This is a genomic window from Arthrobacter sp. P1_B11 (assembly GCF_056406715.1).
In genome coordinates this window covers 43,119-59,578 of sequence record NZ_JBFTZQ010000030.1, presented here as the reverse complement: position 1 = coordinate 59,578, position 16,460 = coordinate 43,119, and the positions used below count along the sequence as shown (strand labels likewise).

14 protein-coding genes are annotated in these 16,460 nt (G+C 61.5%); 8 read left to right on the top strand and 6 right to left on the bottom strand.

The window, feature by feature from the left end; genetic code table 11:
- Positions 1-396 precede the first annotated feature (396 nt).
- From AC1D14_RS19120 to AC1D14_RS19110, 3 genes are all read right to left on the bottom strand, one after another.
- Positions 397-1,245, bottom strand: coding sequence for an SDR family oxidoreductase (locus tag AC1D14_RS19120; protein ID WP_476969017.1), 849 nt, complete (start codon positions 1,243-1,245; stop codon positions 397-399).
- A 200-nt stretch (positions 1,246-1,445) separates the two neighbouring features.
- Positions 1,446-2,495 carry an MBL fold metallo-hydrolase gene (locus AC1D14_RS19115; RefSeq protein ID WP_476969016.1) on the bottom strand — a complete coding sequence of 350 codons (1,050 nt, stop codon included), beginning with the start codon at positions 2,493-2,495 and terminating at the stop codon, positions 1,446-1,448.
- Positions 2,496-2,708: 213 nt separating this feature from the next.
- Positions 2,709-3,908, bottom strand: a complete 1,200-nt coding sequence (locus AC1D14_RS19110) for an acyl-CoA dehydrogenase family protein (RefSeq protein WP_476969015.1) — start codon at positions 3,906-3,908, stop codon at positions 2,709-2,711.
- Positions 3,909-4,367: 459 nt separating this feature from the next.
- Between AC1D14_RS19110 and AC1D14_RS19105 the strand changes: the two genes are divergently transcribed.
- From AC1D14_RS19105 to AC1D14_RS19095, 3 genes are read left to right on the top strand one after another with little or no spacing between them, the layout of a single operon-like run.
- The gene (locus tag AC1D14_RS19105; protein WP_476969014.1) at positions 4,368-4,775 is read left to right on the top strand and encodes a hypothetical protein; all 408 of its coding nucleotides are present in this window, start codon (positions 4,368-4,370) and stop codon (positions 4,773-4,775) included.
- A gap of 11 nt (positions 4,776-4,786) precedes the next feature.
- Complete coding sequence (locus AC1D14_RS19100; protein WP_476969013.1) at positions 4,787-5,644, top strand: enoyl-CoA hydratase/isomerase family protein; 858 nt, start codon at positions 4,787-4,789, stop codon at positions 5,642-5,644.
- Positions 5,641-7,035 (top strand): acetate--CoA ligase family protein, encoded by a 1,395-nt coding sequence (locus tag AC1D14_RS19095; RefSeq protein ID WP_476969012.1) that lies wholly within the window; start codon positions 5,641-5,643, stop codon positions 7,033-7,035. The genes AC1D14_RS19100 and AC1D14_RS19095 overlap by 4 nt, the downstream gene beginning before the upstream one ends.
- A gap of 83 nt (positions 7,036-7,118) precedes the next feature.
- Here AC1D14_RS19095 and AC1D14_RS19090 read toward each other — a convergent pair whose 3' ends face one another.
- From AC1D14_RS19090 to AC1D14_RS19080, 3 genes are read right to left on the bottom strand one after another with little or no spacing between them, the layout of a single operon-like run.
- A complete protein-coding gene (locus tag AC1D14_RS19090) occupies positions 7,119-8,084 on the bottom strand; it encodes a MaoC family dehydratase (RefSeq protein ID WP_476969011.1) in 966 nt (321 codons plus the stop codon).
- Positions 8,081-8,926 carry an HpcH/HpaI aldolase/citrate lyase family protein gene (locus AC1D14_RS19085; protein ID WP_476969010.1) on the bottom strand — a complete coding sequence of 282 codons (846 nt, stop codon included), beginning with the start codon at positions 8,924-8,926 and terminating at the stop codon, positions 8,081-8,083. Before AC1D14_RS19085 ends, AC1D14_RS19090 begins: the two co-directional genes overlap by 4 nt.
- Entirely contained in the window at positions 8,923-10,149 is a 1,227-nt protein-coding gene (locus AC1D14_RS19080; RefSeq protein ID WP_476969009.1) for a CoA transferase, read from the bottom strand. Before AC1D14_RS19080 ends, AC1D14_RS19085 begins: the two co-directional genes overlap by 4 nt.
- A 934-nt stretch (positions 10,150-11,083) precedes the next feature.
- Between AC1D14_RS19080 and AC1D14_RS19075 the strand changes: the two genes are divergently transcribed.
- The 5 genes from AC1D14_RS19075 (at position 11,084) to AC1D14_RS19055 (ending at position 16,438) form a co-directional block, all read left to right on the top strand.
- Entirely contained in the window at positions 11,084-12,949 is a 1,866-nt protein-coding gene (locus tag AC1D14_RS19075; RefSeq protein ID WP_476969008.1) for an AMP-binding protein, read from the top strand.
- A complete protein-coding gene (locus AC1D14_RS19070) occupies positions 12,946-13,098 on the top strand; it encodes a hypothetical protein (RefSeq protein ID WP_476969007.1) in 153 nt (50 codons plus the stop codon). The genes AC1D14_RS19075 and AC1D14_RS19070 overlap by 4 nt, the downstream gene beginning before the upstream one ends.
- Entirely contained in the window at positions 13,095-13,862 is a 768-nt protein-coding gene (gene fabG, locus AC1D14_RS19065) for a 3-oxoacyl-ACP reductase FabG (protein WP_476969006.1), read from the top strand. The genes AC1D14_RS19070 and fabG overlap by 4 nt, the downstream gene beginning before the upstream one ends.
- A gap of 61 nt (positions 13,863-13,923) precedes the next feature.
- Positions 13,924-15,135 (top strand): acetyl-CoA C-acetyltransferase, encoded by a 1,212-nt coding sequence (locus tag AC1D14_RS19060; protein WP_476969005.1) that lies wholly within the window; start codon positions 13,924-13,926, stop codon positions 15,133-15,135.
- A gap of 373 nt (positions 15,136-15,508) precedes the next feature.
- Positions 15,509-16,438 (top strand): HpcH/HpaI aldolase/citrate lyase family protein, encoded by a 930-nt coding sequence (locus tag AC1D14_RS19055; protein ID WP_476969004.1) that lies wholly within the window; start codon positions 15,509-15,511, stop codon positions 16,436-16,438.
- Positions 16,439-16,460 lie beyond the last annotated feature (22 nt).

Sequence of the window (16,460 nt, the reverse complement as noted above, 5' to 3'; positions counted from 1 at the left end):
GTCTTCTTCGCCGCGGCCACGTCACGGCGTGAACACCCCACCACCGGCAACGATCTCGTCATAGCTACGACCAGCAACAGCCAAGGTCATAATGGCCTTGAAATCGGCCATGCTGCCTCCTCACATAGGAAGAGGCGGCGCCCAGTGCACCACCTCACCCACAGCGCAGCACCCACAGAGAACGGCAGTACCAACTCACCGGAACAGCAATACCAACAACCCGGAACACGAGTACCAACTCACGCTATCTGCCATCCGGGGTTCTGAGCGTTGTTGCTGCGGGCTTCATCTTTTCCTACACCTACTCCCGCATCCCTACCGCCTCATCCAACAGGTCCAAGCGGTCACGCAGTTGAGTCCTCCCACATCGGCCACGGCTTGGTGGAGCTCGGCGTCCTAGAAACTCGGCTTGGTTGCGGCGGAGGTCAGTTGGAGTTCATGTGTCCAGGCTGATCGGTCCTGTTGATGGAGGTAGTAGAAGGCCTCGGCAATGCTGGCAGGATTGATCAGCGACTCATGTTGATCTTTGAACTGTTCAAGGGACCYTGTCCCGGGCGAGTCAATGAAGCCGTCGACCACCACATTGGCAACATGAACTCCAAGTTCTGAGTATTCTTCGGTCAGAGCTTGCGCGAGTGCTCTCATCATTGTTCTCGGGTAGTACAGCGATTCGCCAGTAGCTCGCTTGCGCCCGCGGAGTGAGTATTGATTGTTGGAAAAGAACAGAGACCCCCTGTTGTTCTTGCGCATTGAGGGGAGGACCTCCTTGGCGACCAGGAAAGGACCGCGACAGGCCGTTGCGAGAGCGACATCGAACAATTCGACGGGAAAGTACTCCAGCAGCTCCTGATCTTCAGGAAGCTCGCGCCCAGCCATGTAACCAGCGTTGTAAATCAACACTTCAGGATCGCCCGCAGATTCGCGAATCGCTGCGAAAGCGGACGAAATTGAATCTTCCGAACTGACGTCCAACTCGAGCGTCATACAAGCGCCTCCCATATCTGTAATGGAATCCGACAGGGCGAGTACGTTGGCGCGCTTCCGCGTCGTGAGAACAACAAAATGCCCCTCGCTGGCGAATTTCTGGGCCAGCGCGCCTCCGAGACCCCACCGCATTTGCGGAGGGATGTCGTCATCACTCAGTTGGCCTCCGTGTGCGAAAACTGTGTTCCTGCCATCGGCCTGCCACTTGGAAGTGGCGCCAATGATGACGGCAACAGGCAGGTGGTTCGGGTTCTCGATCACTACAACACTCATTTCAATTGATGGGGTTTAGTCTTAGGTGTGACGAGGTCGCCGAAGTCCGCCACGTCATGCTGTTCAGTCGCGGGACCGGGTAAGCACGCCCAGCGACACGATGACTCAGTTCCTGGACCAGCCGGGCTGGCGCAGGGTCCTGCGGCGGCTGGTTGCCCCGGATCCGGGGTCTGTCCAGCAGATTGCCGTCACCTAAGCGCCGGGCGTGGATCTGTCACGGGCACATCGATTTCATGGCCCTGTGAGCGAAGATACACCACGTGGCTGGCTGTTTCGGAGACCGCCAGACGCAGTGAAAAGGTCTGCAGGGACCCCCAGCCACGGGACCACGTCAGGTGGCGGGCAATGTCCCAGACTGTTTCGGGCCGGTGCTCCTCCAGCACCCGCAGGACCTCCGCGGAGCGTTCGCGGTTGTGATGGACCAGCTGTGCTACTCGGCGCTGCATTCCCCTGAATCGGTACTCGTGCGCAGGGCAGACTTCCATGTCGTCCTCGAACGCGATCAGGTCCAGGGAATTGTAGTAGTCCGCGAGCGGGTTTGACGGTCCTGGTAGCTCCAGTGCTATGTGAGGAGAGATGCGCGGCAAGACATGGTCACCGCTGAAGATCAAGCCGTGCGGCTCATCCACCAGACAGATATGACCCGGTGAATGGCCGGGAGTGCTAACCACGCGCAGATCGAGCCCTTTGGCGGGTACCAGGCCCCCTTCGGAGAGCCGCAGGTCCGGATCCGCGAGGTTCTGCAGATGAACGAGACTGAGGTGGTCCATGGCCACTTCGGTCAGCCTGTCCGTCGGCACACCCCACAACGTCAACTCCGCACGGTGAGTGCGTAGGGCAAGGTGAAGGTCCTTGGATGCGGAGAGCCGGCGCACTTCCCGGTCCCCCAGAGCCACCCACGCCCCCGACGCCGCGCGCAGGCGGGCAGCCAAGCCCAGATGGTCCGAGTGAAAATGAGTGACCACAATGCCCGTCAGGTCCGTTGGCGCGATACCGGCTTGGCGGAGACCGGCGGCAAGATGGTCCAGGCCGACATCGCTGTCCCACCCCGGATCAATCAGGACTGCGTCCCCGTCCCCCAGGAGCAGGTAGCTCAGGGTGTAGCGCATGGGATTGCCGGGGAACGGAACGGGGACGGACCACACCTCCCCGCTGAGCTGCTCTACGGGTGGTAGCACCTTGTTCTGCCACGCTTCTTTTTGGGCGTGACCGGTGAGGGTAATTGACGGCAAGCTCATTAGTTCCTCTCAAGGACCGCAAGACTGGGCGCGGCCCGACCTCATCCGGGTCCGGATGCACTTCTTGGCTTGAAGGCAAAACGGCATCCTGACCTGGACGGTGGTGCGGACATGCGGCCAGTGGAGACGGCGACGGCACTCTTATCAAAACATTAGGGTGAGGTTCTGGAAATGATGCAGCAATGGCTCGCGGACCGGGGTATCTCCGCATGTTCACGCGGTTATTTTGTAGTCCTTGAGGAGGCTGCGGCCGATGATCATCTTTTGAATGTCTGAGGTGCCTTCGCCGATGAGCATGAACGCGGCCTCGCGGTAGAGCCGTTCGATTTCGAATTCTTTGGAGTAGCCATAGCCGCCGTGGATTATGAAGGATGCCTCCACGACTTCCTTGCAGTACTCACTGGCCAGCATTTTGGCCATACCAGCCTCGACGTCGTTGCGCTCCCCGGAATCCTTTTTGCGGGCGGCGCGCACCACCATGGCGTTCGCGGCTTCGACTTTGGTGGCCATCTCGGCCAGGCGGAACAGGATGGCCTGGTGGTCGGCGATCTTCTTGCCGAAGGTCTCGCGTTGCTGCGCATAGGAAATGGCGAGTTCGAACGCCCGATTGGCGATTCCAACGGCGCGGGCGCCGACGTTGACGCGGCCGACCTCGACACCGTCCATCATCTGGTAAAAACCCTTGCCGGGGACGCCGCCCAGTATCTGTCCGGCGGAGATCCGGTGCTGATCGAGGAACATCTCGGTGGTCTCGATGCCCTTGTAGCCCATCTTGTCGATTTTTCCCGGTATCGTGACACCTTGGGCAGTCTGCCCGAACCCGGGCTCTTTCTCCACGAGGAAGGTCGTGAGATTGCGGTAGACACTTTCGGCACCTTCGTCGGTCTTTGTCAACACCGCGACGAGGGTGGACGTGCCGCCGTTGGTCAGCCACATCTTCTGGCCTGTGATCTCGTAAGAGCCGTCGGCCAGCTTCTTGGCCTTGGTCGAGACGGCGGCAACGTCGGAGCCTAGGTCCGGCTCCGACATCGAGAATGCACCGCGAACGTCACCTGTGGCCATACCTGGCAGGTACTTCTGCTTCTGCTCCTCGGTGCCGTGCTGCATGAGCAGGTAGGCGACGATGAAGTGGGTGTTGATGACGCCCGATACGCTCATCCAACCACGAGCGATCTCCTCGACGACAAGCGCATAGGTCAACAGAGATTCGCCGAGTCCGCCATACTCTTCCGGGATCATGAGACCAAAGATGCCGAGATCCTTCAGCCCTTCCACGATCTGGGTCGGGTACTCATCCTTGTGCTCGAGAGCGGTGGCGACCGGGATGATCTCCCGGTCTACGAACTGCCGGACCGTCTTCAGGATCTCCTCCTGCATATCGGTCAGCCCGGCAGTGGTCACGAGACGTCCCATACTGGCTCACGCTCCCTTCTATATGTCAATGCTGTGGGTGGGCCGGGACCGGCCGCCTAGTAGCAATCCTCGGCGCGCCTACCCCCGTTGTTGTCAGGGATACGCATCCCGCTTGCCGGATGCCGGTTTTGGGGCGGAATAGCGAATCCTCTGTCCTTCGTTATTTATATACTATATGTTAAACATTATGAATGGGCCATTCGAAGGAGGACGTAAGAGAGTGAGGCTGCTCTGCGCGCCAATTCTCGGGAGAGCGTCCGAACCCCCTTGCAGCCAAGCTCTGGGCGGCGGGGGAGCGGAAGTCGTTCGGATCGCCCGCACGGCGAGACGCTGGCCCCGGGCGATATGCTGCGCGACAACGCAGGCGGCCAACCCCAGCCGCTCGGGGATACTATGTGCGGTTCTGAAAGCTCGTCAGTCCGGGATACGCCCAGACTCTGCCATGCGGATGGTGTGGCCGTGCTGACGTCCAAGACCCAGGGTCTGCGCGCGGCAGGGCTCTTCAGTGACGAGTCAGGCACGAATATCCTGGCCCCGGGTGCCCCGTACTATGACAGCTACTGCTGTGTGGACGGCAAGTACTTAGCCGTTCGCACCGTCGAACCGGAGGTTTTGCCAGGAATTGAAATCACTTCCCGGCTCGGAGTGGACACCAGCAATTGGCTGCGCAGGATTACCGCGCTGCGCCAGGTCATAAGCGGAGTCCTGGCAGCCCATTCCGTGATGGATGGACGGCGGTCTACGCCGACAGTGGCGCCTAAGTTCCCCTTGCACACCGCAAGTCAACAAACCCCCGTCGACGTCCTGAATGTGCTCTCGGGCTTGGACGGGCAACACGATGCCACCACCCCGGTGCGCACTTATTGAAAGGGACAACCATGATTGATGTGAAAGGGACGACCGTGATCGATGTGAAAGGGACAACCATGCTAGAGAAGTACCAGGCGGAGTTCAAGCGGCTGACCTTTGAGAACCACCAGCCCGGGGTTCTCGAGGTCGTGTTCGACGGTCCCGGCCTGAACGCCGTTGACGAGGCAACCCACCAAGAGATCCCGCGCATCTGGCCGGTCATCGATCAGGACCCTGACGTGCGCGTGGTCCTGGTACGTGGCGCCGGACGTGCATTCTCGGCAGGCGGAAGTTTTGACCTCATCGACAAGCAGATCGAGGATTACGGCACGCGGGTCCGGATCATGCGGGAGTCGCGTGACCTGTTCTACAACATCATCAATTGCAACAAGCCGATTATTTCTGCCATCCACGGCCCCGCCGTCGGTGCCGGTCTGGTGGTAGCCCTCATGGCGGACATCTCAATCGCCGCCAAGGACGCCCGCATCATCGATGGCCACACCAGGCTCGGAGTTGCTGCCGGTGACCACGCCGCCATGGTGTGGCCCCTGCTGTGCGGCATGGCGAAGGCCAAGTACCTTCTGCTGACCTGCCGGGAGATCTCCGGGGAGGCCGCTGAGCGCGCCGGTCTGGTCTCGGTAACTGTGGATAAGGAAGAGTTGCTGGACACTGCGCGGGAAATCGCCAGCGAGCTGAGCGATGGAGCCCAGGAAGCACTCCAGTGGACTAAATACACTCTCAACCAGTGGTACCGGCAGAACGCCCCGATTTTTGACGCCGGACTCGGACTCGAGTTCCTCGGCTTCGGCGGCCAGGATGTTGTCGAGGGCGTTGCTTCCCACCGTGAACGTCGTGCTCCGAAGTTCAACGGGGTTGTCGCCCCATGACCAGTGCCGCAGACCTCTACTTCCGACCGCGCAGCGTCGTCGTCTACGGTGCTTCCTCTGACCCGGACAAGCTTTCCGGGCGGCCCTTGGCGTACCTGCTCAAGTTCGGTTTTCCGGGAAAGGTCTTTGCCGTCAACCCCCACCGTGACCAGGTTCAGGGAGTCGATGCCTACAAAGACATCGCTTCTGTACCCGGGCCGGTAGACCTCGCTGTCATCGTGGTACCTGCCGCCGCTGTTCTGGACGCAGTGCAGCGCTGCGCCGATGCCGGGGTGGGTGCAGCCACCATTTTTGCGTCGGGTTTCGCTGAGACCGGCGAGGCCGGTACGCCCCTCCAGGACGAGATCACCCGCATCGCCCGGGCCAGCGGGATGCGGGTCCTGGGTCCGAACTGTTTGGGCACCTTCTCGGCGCCGGACAAGGCTTTCGCAACTTTCTCCACCGCGTTCGACGACGACAGTGAGCCGCCGGATTCCCCCATCGCGTTGGTTTCGCAATCCGGAGCCGTGGGCACCTTCACATACAGCACCATGAACTCGCTGGGACTCGGGGCTCGCTTTTATGCAAACACCGGCAACGAGTCCGATCTCACGTCAGTGGAGATGCTGGCCGGCCTGGTGGAGAACCCGGATGTGGAGATCCTGATGGGCCACATCGAGGGCGCTAAGGACCTCGACGCGCTAAGTGAACTGGCCAAGTCGGCCAGCGCCAACAACAAGCCACTGTTGCTGCTGAAGTCCGGCAGGACAGCGGCTGGTGCCCGCGCCGTTGCGAAGCACACTGGAAGCATTGCCGGCGACGATGCGGCATTCAACGCAACGCTTGCCCAGCACGGTGCCGTGCGCGTTGAAAGCATGCAGGCGTGGTCTGATGCGGCACTGGCATTCTCTGACGGACGCCGCGCTGCTGGCCGGCGACTTACGATTGTCACGCTGAGTGGCGGCGTGGGCGCTCTGGCGGCGGACCGCGCTGTCGAACTGGGCCTGACCGTGGACCCGTGGACCGAATCCGGTGACCGCGAGGAACTGGCGGCGCAGCTGCCATCCTTCGCGTCCGTAGCCAATCCGATCGATATGACCGGCGCCATGATCAACGATCTTGACCTTCTGGACCGAGCCCTGCGCGTGACAGCGGAGAATGCCGAGACCGATGCGCTGATGCTCGTTCTGGGTAATGCGGACAAGGGGGCCGATGAGATCGTCAAGCGTCTGGTGGCTGGCTACCGGAGTACCGCCAAGCCGTTCGTCGTGGTGTGGACCGGCGGTTCCGGCCGTCCACTTCAGGGATTACTCAACGCCGGCGTGCCGGCTTACGCCGAGGCTGACCGCGCAATGAGCGCGTTGAGCCGTGTGGTCGAGTACAGCCTGCGGCCCATGGCGGCGAGCAACTAGCTTGTCGAACGGTGCGCAAAGCACTGAGGGGGTAGGCCATATATGGCCTACCCCCTCAGTGCTTTACTTTAGCGCCCGCGCAATTATTTGCTGAGCGCGGTCAGCGTCCAGTCGAGTACCGGCTCGGACGCGTGATTGTCACGCTTGGCTGACACGAGCACGCGCAAGGTGACGGCCATGATTCCGCCGGCCTGTCCTTCTTCTACGTCCAGGACTTCGATGGCCGACACCAGCGTGTCGCCTTCGCGGACCGGGCCGGTATGGTCGCAGCTGTGCCAGCCCGCGATGGTGATGAGGTTGGGCAGGGTTCGCGTCAGCTGCGCCAGTGCGAGGCCGATGGTGTGGCCGCCGTAGACCAGGCGCCCGGACGCCTGGCTGAAGCGATCGTGATGAACGTGGGCCAGGTTGAGCGAGAGCCGGGCCAACTCGGTGGCGCCGGAGACGAGATCGCCTGCCTCAAGGACCCACGTGTCGCCCTTGGCGATACCATTCGACGCCGGAAAGCCGGACAGATCCCATGCGGCCACGGCGGCGCTCAGGGAAGCACTGCCCGGGGCGGTCCCAATGGAGCCCAGGTCATCCGCGTGCCCCGTTTGCACGTCCCGTGAGCTGAGGGGCAGCATCGCGCAGCGCCAGAAGTCCAGTACGAGGCGGTCTTCCTGGTCGCGCGTGGTGATTCGCAGCGCTGCCAGGCCGCTCGGTCGGCTGGCATTTTGCCGCAAGCCGACTACTTCGGTCCTGGTGCTAAGGGTGTCTCCGATGGAGGGAAGCCGGTGGAACGCGAGGCCGCGGTAGAACAGGTTCGCGACCACACGGCGGGTCACCAGGGTTGACTGTCCTATTGCCACGTCCCACACGAAGTTCGGGTCCGCGAGTTCCGTGCCGGCCACACGTTTTGCCAGACCGGCATCGAGCGACAACCGGAGCCGGTTGCCGAGGATGGACTGGTGGACCGCGGCCCGCCCAGCGCTCAGCGTCAGGGCCGGGGCGGTGTCAAAGACGTCGCCCACGCTCAGCTCATCAAAGTAGGGCCCTTCGTGGCCGCTCATGAGGCCACCGTCCTGGAAAGCACCCGGCGGGCCTGCACAGCGACAGCTTCGTCGAGCATTCGGCCGCGCCACTCCACAGCACCACGGCCTTCGCTCCTGGCCTGGCCCATGGCGGCAAGAAGTCCCTGTGCTTCTTCGACATCCTTCGGTGCAGGTGTGAAGGCGTCTTGGACCATCTCGGCCTGACGGGGATGGATCACCCATTTGCCATCGAATCCGAGTGATTCGGCAGTTGCGGCTGCCGCCTCCAGCGCTTCGTCGGCGTGGACGGTCAGCAGCGGGCCGTCAACGGCCTGGATGCCGGCGATGCGCGCGGCCAGAATGACGGCGTCCTGCGCAAACTGCCATGAGGCCTCAGTACGGCGGCCCAGCGATGCCCCCAGATCGGCGTAGCCGATGATGAGCGAGACTACCCGAAGTGACGCTGACGCGATGCTACGGACGTTCCCGATGCCAGCTGCAGACTCGATGAGGGCCTGAATCTCGACGGCGCCGCCGCGGCCGTGCTCCTTCTCAAGCCGAGCCAGCTCCCGCTCTACCGCGGCGATATGGTCCGTGCTGTCAACCTTGGGCAGAACGATAGAAGTGATCGCGTCATTCGCGACGACTGCGGCCAGATCGTCCAGCAGCCAAGGGGAATCGGGGGCGTTGACCCGGACGGCGATGGTGCCGCGCTGGCGACGCGCGATTGCACCGAGGGCCGTGCGTGCCTCGTCTTTGCGGGCGGGCGCTACAGCGTCTTCGAGATCGACGACGACCTCGTCGACGTCGAACGCCAATGCTTTGGCCACTTTGGCCGGTTCGCTGGCCGGCACACATAGAACCGAACGTCGTGTTGTCATGTTGCTGCTCCGATCACGTTGTCATCGTGTAGTTTTCCGAGCTCGGCCGGGCTTAGGCCCAAGAGCTGTTCGAGCACTTCGTCAGTGTGCTGGCCCAGGGAAGGCGCGACGGAGGTCGCGCCATATTCGGCGTCGAGACGAATTGCCGAGCGCGCCGAGACCACGCTCCCTATTCCTGGCTGTTCGACGTCGGCCAGTACAGACGGTGCCCCGGTGCGGCGGAACTCCTCAACCACCTCAGTCATGCTGCGGTAGCGGCTCCAGAGTGCATGTCCGTCTGTGAGCGCGTGCCTGACCTGGTCGATGGAGCGGGCTTCGAACCACGGGCGGAGGATAGCCGTTATGGTCTCACGTTGCCGATAGCGGTCGCCCTCCTCGGCGAGGTCTACGCCGAGGGCCTCCTCCAACGCCGCGAAGACCTTCTCGGTTCCGGTAATTTTTCGCAAGGCATCCCACTGCCGGGATGTGAGCGCAACAACCATTACGCGGTGTCCATCCGAGGTTTGGAAGTCAACGCCGTAGCTGCCGTAGAGGTAGTTGCCCACTTTGGGGCGGTCAGCGGCAAGCTCGTCGGCCTCGGCGTACCAGCCCATGTTTGCCAAGCCGGCGAGTGCGACATCACCGAGCGCCACCTCAAGGTACGCGCCTTCACCTGTTCGGTCGCGGTGCCTGAGCGAGGCCAGCAGTGCGGTGGTGGCAGTCATGCCGGTCAGGAGGTCCCAGGCGGGGAGAATATGATTGACGGGCCCCGATACGCCGTCCGGTCCGGTGATGCCCGGAACGCCCACTTCCGGATTGACGGTGTAGTCGACGGCGGGACGCCCATCGGCGTTGCCTCCAATACGCACCTGAATGATGTCTGCCCGGCGCTCGGCGAGCCTCGCGTAGGCGAGCCAGGACCGGCCAACCTGGTTGTCAACGAGCACGCCGCCCTCCGGACCGGGAGCCGCCGCAAGGGCCAGCAGCAGTTCGCGCCCTTCTGGTCTTCGCAGGTCAAGGGTCACGGACAACTTTCCCTTATTGAGGCCGGTCCAAAAGAGGCTGTTCTCGGAACGCTGCGAGACAGGCCATCGCTTGAAGTCCGGGGCGCCRCCGATTGGGTCCACACGTATGACGTTGGCCCCCAGTTGGGCGAGCGTCATACAGCCGGAGGGGCCGGCAACGAAACTCGCACACTCGATCACGCGCAGTCCGGCAAGTGGTTGCTGCGGCTGCTTTGGCATGGGGTGGCCTCCTAAAGGCAATTGGCGATCGGGACGTGGGCTGTTAGACGAGCGAAGACGTCCGAGCCCCATGACAGCGGCCGTGGGCGATGGAGTTAACAATGATGCCCCATCCTGCAGTCACGTCGGAGATGCTTTGAAAACTGCCTGGACGCGGGAGGGGAAGCTCGTTAGGGCAGCACACTGGCGAGTGGGCTGCTTGACGCCCGCAGATAGTCACCAGAATTCCGAGGTCCATAACTCTCCCGTGAGTTGAGACGACACCGCGAAGACCGCGTCAGTGAGAACTCGCGAAGCGGACAATAATATATATGGTACATGATGTATCGACCCCAGGAGAGGATGTCTCCATTTTTTGATTCCTCTCACTGGACACTGGAGGTGCGGGATGCATGCTGCCCAGCAGGAGACCGACGTGGAAAGGCATTCCCTGGGGAGCCCCCCAAGCCTCAAGACCACTCCTTGGACGGTGCTCATCGAGATGCCGGCCCTCGGGCCCGGCTTGCGTCGGTCGCGGCTTCYCCATAATATATATTGTGTACGATCAAAGAAGATTGCGCCCATGAGGAGAATATGATGAGATCACTTCACTCGCTGCTGTCCGTCCCGGGTCGCCACGGCACCTGGGTCAAGAGGGCTATCGCCGCGATTGTTGACGGCCTTCCATTAGACCTTAATGATTCGGCCCCGCTCCGCCTCGAGCAGCAGGGTCGCGAAAAGGTTGCTCGTTTCGCCCACCTCAGAACTGCAGAGAATGCACTCCCACACCATTGCCACTGGAGTGAGCGCATCGCCGAATTCGTACCTGCGGCTGCTTCCTCGGCAAGGGGCTGACGGGGTCGTTATGCGAGGTTCAGCGGAATTTGGCGTTGCGGGGGATGCGGTGTGGGTGCCTGGGAATGAGGTCCGTGATCGTAGCCGCTTGTTGGCCGCGATGACGGACTGGGGATACGACCGTCTCGAAGCACTTCACGAGCGTTCCATCGATGATCCCGAGTGGTTCTGGCGACGCGTCGTCCAGGACCTTCACATTGACTTCAGTACCCCGTTCGAGCGTGTTCGCGATGACAGTGAGGGTAAACCATTTCCGCGCTGGTTCACAGGCGGCCACGTGAACGCGGCTTCACTTTGCGCTCACCGACATGCGATGAGCGCGCTTGCAGGTAAAAAGGCTGTCATTTATGAGGGCGACAGTGGTCAGCACCGCTCGCTGACCTACGCCGAACTCGATATGGAAGTGCGCCGCCTTGCGGGAAATCTGGCTGAGTTCGGCGTGGGCCGCGGAGACCGGGTCGTGCTCTTCATGCCGGTCGTCCCTGAAGCAGCGGTAGCCTTCCTAGCCTGCGCGATGCTAGGCGCTATCTCGGTGCCGGCGTTCTCCGGATACGGCCCGGAGGCGCTCGCGACTCGACTGCGCGATTCTGAGGCTGCGGTCCTCATCACGGCCGACGGTACCACTCGCCGCGGCAAGCGGATTCCCATGAAGGACACCGCGGACGAGGCCCTAGAATCGGCGCCCGGTGTCAGAAACGTTATCGTCGTCCGCCACCTCGGAGACGGCGCAGCGATGACTGCAGGCAGGGATGCTTACTGGGATGAACTCGAGCGCGATCCCGTGCCGGTCGAGATCGCGGACACGGAGTCAAACGATCCGCTTACCATCATTTACACCTCGGGCACGACTGGGGCACCAAAGGGCATCGTTCATTCCCATGCGGGATTTCTGGTCAAGGCTGCAACAGATTTCGCTTACGGTTTCGATATCCATGAAGACGATGTCATCGCGTGGATCACGGACATGGGGTGGATGCTCGGTCCGCTCATGATCATGGGGGGGCTTCAGCTCGGCGCGACAATCGTCATGACAGAAGGAGTACCGGACTATCCGGCTCCGGGAAGGCTCTGGGAGATCGCCGAACGAAATCGCGTGACTTTCCAGGGCATTGCCCCGACCGCTGCCAGGGCAGTGATGGCACGCAATAGCGCGGTAACTGCTGACCTGAGCGCGGTACGCAGCTTCGCGTCTACAGGCGAACCGTGGGACGAACCCACGTGGCAGTGGCTCTTTAAAACAGTGGGAGATGGTAAGCGTCCCATCATCAACTACACCGGCGGCACGGAGACCGGCGGCGGCATTCTGGTCACCTACCCCTTCCTCCCGACGCAGGCTGGGGGGTTCAACGGCCCACTGCTTGGCATGGATGTTGCTGTCCTTGATCAGAACGGCGCAGTTGTCCTCGGCGAAGCCGGCGAACTGTCAATCCTGAATACCTGGCCCGGCATGACCCACGCGTTCTGGGGGGATCGGGACCGTTATCTCGAGACTTACTGGAGTCGCTGGGAGGGTGTCTGGGTCCATGGCGACCTGGCTGGCGTCGAACCCGGTGTCGGTTGGAAACTCTTCGGACGCTCGGATGACACGATCAAAGTCTCCGGCCGCAGGGTCGGCCCGGCCGAGATCGAAGGGGCGCTGTTGAAAGATCCTCGGATTCTTGACGCCGCTGCCATCGGCGCCCCGGACACCCAGCGCGGACAGCACGTGGTGGTATTCGCCGTCGTCCGCGAGGGCGAAGTAGACCGTGAGGACGTCAAGGCTGTTGCCGAACATAACGTCGGCCGGGCATTCGCGCCGCGCCTCCACTTCGTAAACACGGTGCCGAAGACCAAGAACGGCAAGATCATGCGGCGGGCGATTAGAGCCCGGTATTTGGGCACGCCGCCGGGTGATCTTTCCTCACTTGACCCTGCCACCCCGCTTCACGACATCCCCACCAATGAAGAACCAGGAGATCCACGATGACCATCTCCGAAGAGAAGAACTCATTCGGACAGGTGCGGCAACAGCGCTTCTGGCGGGACTCGCAGTTGCAGATCGCGCCGATCTCCCGGGCGATGGTGCTGGACTACGTCTCCGGCACGTTACCCGGACTGTCTAGGACCTACTCATGAGCGCGATCATCGAGGTCGCCGGGCAGCTACTGAAGGGCAAGAGAGCCATCATCACCGGTGGTGGCCAAGGGATTGGTCTTGCCATCGCGGAGAGGTTTCTTGCGCACGGCGCCAGCGTTTTGGTGGCCGACATTGACGGCGAAAAGGCGGCCGATGCGATCGCGCCTCTAGTCCGGGCCGGCGGTGATATCGCTGCGCACGGTTGCGATGTCACGGTCGGGGATGACCAGGCCGCGATGGTCCAGGCGGCCCTTGACCGTTTCGGCAGGATCGACATCCTCATAAACAACGCCGGTGTGACGCGTGATGGTTACATCAGTAAGCTCAGCGAGTTTGATTACGATCTGGTGCTTGATGTCAGCCTGAAGGGCGCCTGGCTGGGAATGCGGGCAGTGGCCCCACTGTTCCGGCAGCAAGGCTCTGGGGCGATCGTGAACATGTCGTCGCTCTCGGGCAAGATCGGTAACCCCGGCCAGACCAACTACAGTGCGGCAAAGGCTGGTCTGATCGGGCTGACGAAGGCCGGTGCCAAGGAATTCGGTCCCTCCGGAGTGAGAGTGAACGCCGTTCAACCGGGTCTGGTCCGCACCCAGATGACGCTCTCGATGAAGCCGGAGATCTACGAAGCCAAGGAAGCGGAAGTGCCCCTTGGCCGGGCAGGGCTACCGGCCGAAGTGGCTGACGCAGTCGTGTTCCTCTCGTCACCGATGGCGTCCTACATCAATGGCGCCGTACTCGAAGTGACCGGCGGCCGCGGAATCTAGCCGCAGGGATTTCCCACGGCATTCTAGTTTTGAAAAAGCAAACAATGAAAGTGAGGACCTCATGCGCGATGCAGTGATTTGTGAGCCGTTACGGACTCCGGTCGGGCGCTATGGCGGGGTATTCAAAGACGTACCCGCCGTGGATCTGGCAGCGACTGTCCTGAAGGAACTCCTCAGCCGGACCGGTATTGAAGGTGGGCACGTCGACGACGTCATCTTTGGCCAGTGCTACCCCAACGGCGAGGCGCCGGCGATCGGACGCGTTGCTGCCCTCGATGCCGGCCTCCCGGTAACGGTGCCGGGGCAGCAGTTGGACCGACGCTGCGGTTCTGGTCTCCAAGCCGTCATCGACGCCGCCATGCGCGTCCAAACCGGCGCGGCGGATCTGGTCATTGCAGGCGGGGCCGAGAGTATGAGCCAGGCTGAGCACTACGCACTCGGCTCGCGGTTCGGGCTGAAAGGTGACTCGACGCCGTTCATGGACCGTATCGCCCGCGGCCGCGTGACTGCCGGCGGGCGTTTCTATCCGGTACCGGGCGGGATGCTGGAGACCGCAGAAAATCTGCGCAGAGAGTATGCAGTAAGCCGTGAGGAGCAGGACTTCCTGGCCTACACCTCACATATGCGAGCTGTCGAGGCACACGAAGAGGGCCGTTTTGCGGATGAAATCGTCCCTGTGAGGGTGTCGGGCCGCAAGGGCGATACCGTCGTCGAACGCGATGAGCATCCGAGGCCGGAAGTCTCTCTTGAGGCGCTGGCGGCACTCAAGCCGGTGCGGCGTGCGATCGATGCTGAATCGACGGTCACAGCCGGTAATTCAAGCGGACAGAACGACGGGGCCGCCGCCTGCGTCGTGACCACACCGGAACGCGCAGCGGAGCTTGGGCTTCGTCCCCTTGCGCGGCTGGTCACCTGGGCGGTGGCAGGGGTCGAACCTTCGCGGATGGGAATCGGACCGGTGCCGGCGACCGGGACTGCGCTTGCCAGGGCTGGTCTACGCCTGAAGGACATGGATCTCATCGAGCTGAACGAGGCATTTGCAGCTCAAGCACTGGCCGTCACCAAAGCGTGGGACTTCGTGGAATCTGACTTCCAGCGATTTAATGTCAATGGATCAGGAATCTCGCTGGGTCACCCCGTGGGCGCTACTGGCGTCCGGATTCTCGCCACCATGTTGCGGGAACTGGAGCGGCGGCAAGGCCGCTACGCTTTGGAAACGATCTGCATCGGCGGCGGACAGGGTATCGCGGCGGTATTCGAAAGGGTACTCTGAATATCGTGCTTTGTATATGACATCATTGAGTTTGTCACATTGACGAGGGGCAAGAACCTTCGTCATCGCGTCTCGAGGTCGACCTTGGAGTCTCTCGATCCTTTCACTTGGTATCGGGTGAGCCAGCGATTTTGCAAGTGGCACCCGGGCATACGTGACGCGAATTGTTCTAACTGGCTAATGACATTCGTCTCCGCCCTGCTGCCATGAGACGCAAGTAGATGATGCACCCATCAACAAATAGTCATGTCCAGTCCGCTCACATCACGGTACCTGCTGGTCTCAGGACATCCTGTGCGTCGGGTCAACCGAGTGGCAGTCGCAATTCACCCAACTCGATGGAAGTTTCAATCTCGATTTGCAAGGGAGTCCAATGATGATCTCAACCGATGCTGGTAGCAACCACAGGCGTCAGCTTTTCAGGTCAGTGCTGTTTATGCCGGCTACAAAGCTTACGTGGATCACCAGCGGCGTCCGCGCTGGAGCAGACGCCCTCATCCTCGACTTGGAAGATGCTGTTGCTGAAGCAGATAAGCCGGCCGCGAGAGAGGCACTGAAAACAATCAAAGCGGGTGATCACGGAGAAGTGCGGCTCCTTGCCCGAATGAACGAGATGCATTCCAGCCATCTTCTCGAAGACATCAAAGCTATCGTTGCTTCACGCTGCACTGGTGTGGTGGTGCCGAAGGCGGAGAGCGTCGACGATCTGAAGATACTGATCAACACAGTAAGACTGTTCGAACAAGACGCGAACCGAGCCCAGCCGCTTGATGTGCACGTCATGCTGGAGAGTGCTGCAGGTATCCGCAACGCCTTCGAACTCGCCAGCTGCGGTGAGCGTGTCAAGAGTCTCATGACAGGCACGATTCCTGACGGAGACGTCGCACGATCGGTCGGCTTCACGCCAACGAGATCTGGTCTCGAGACTCTGTACCTGCTTTCATACGTTCAGCTGGAAGCCCGAGCGGCCGGTTGCGCCACATATGCCATGGTCTCGGCGTCAGTAGGGCATGGTGAAGACGAGATGCAAGAGAAGCTGCAGCAAGCAAGAAACATCGGGTACACCGGTGCAACCTTGATACATCCATCGCATGTGCTGGCTGCAAACACGACCTTCGGCCCCAGCAATGAAGAGATAGAAAGGGCAGAACGTGTCCTCGAAGCTCTCGGACAGGCACATGCAGAGGGCCGCGGCTCAGTTGCACTCGACGGTCAAATGATCGATATCGCACACGGCGTTTCAGCTCGAGCAACACTCGAACGTGCGTCGGAGTACCGACTTACAGTCAGCCCTTTCAGCTAAGAGATTAAGAGAAGAGAAGCAA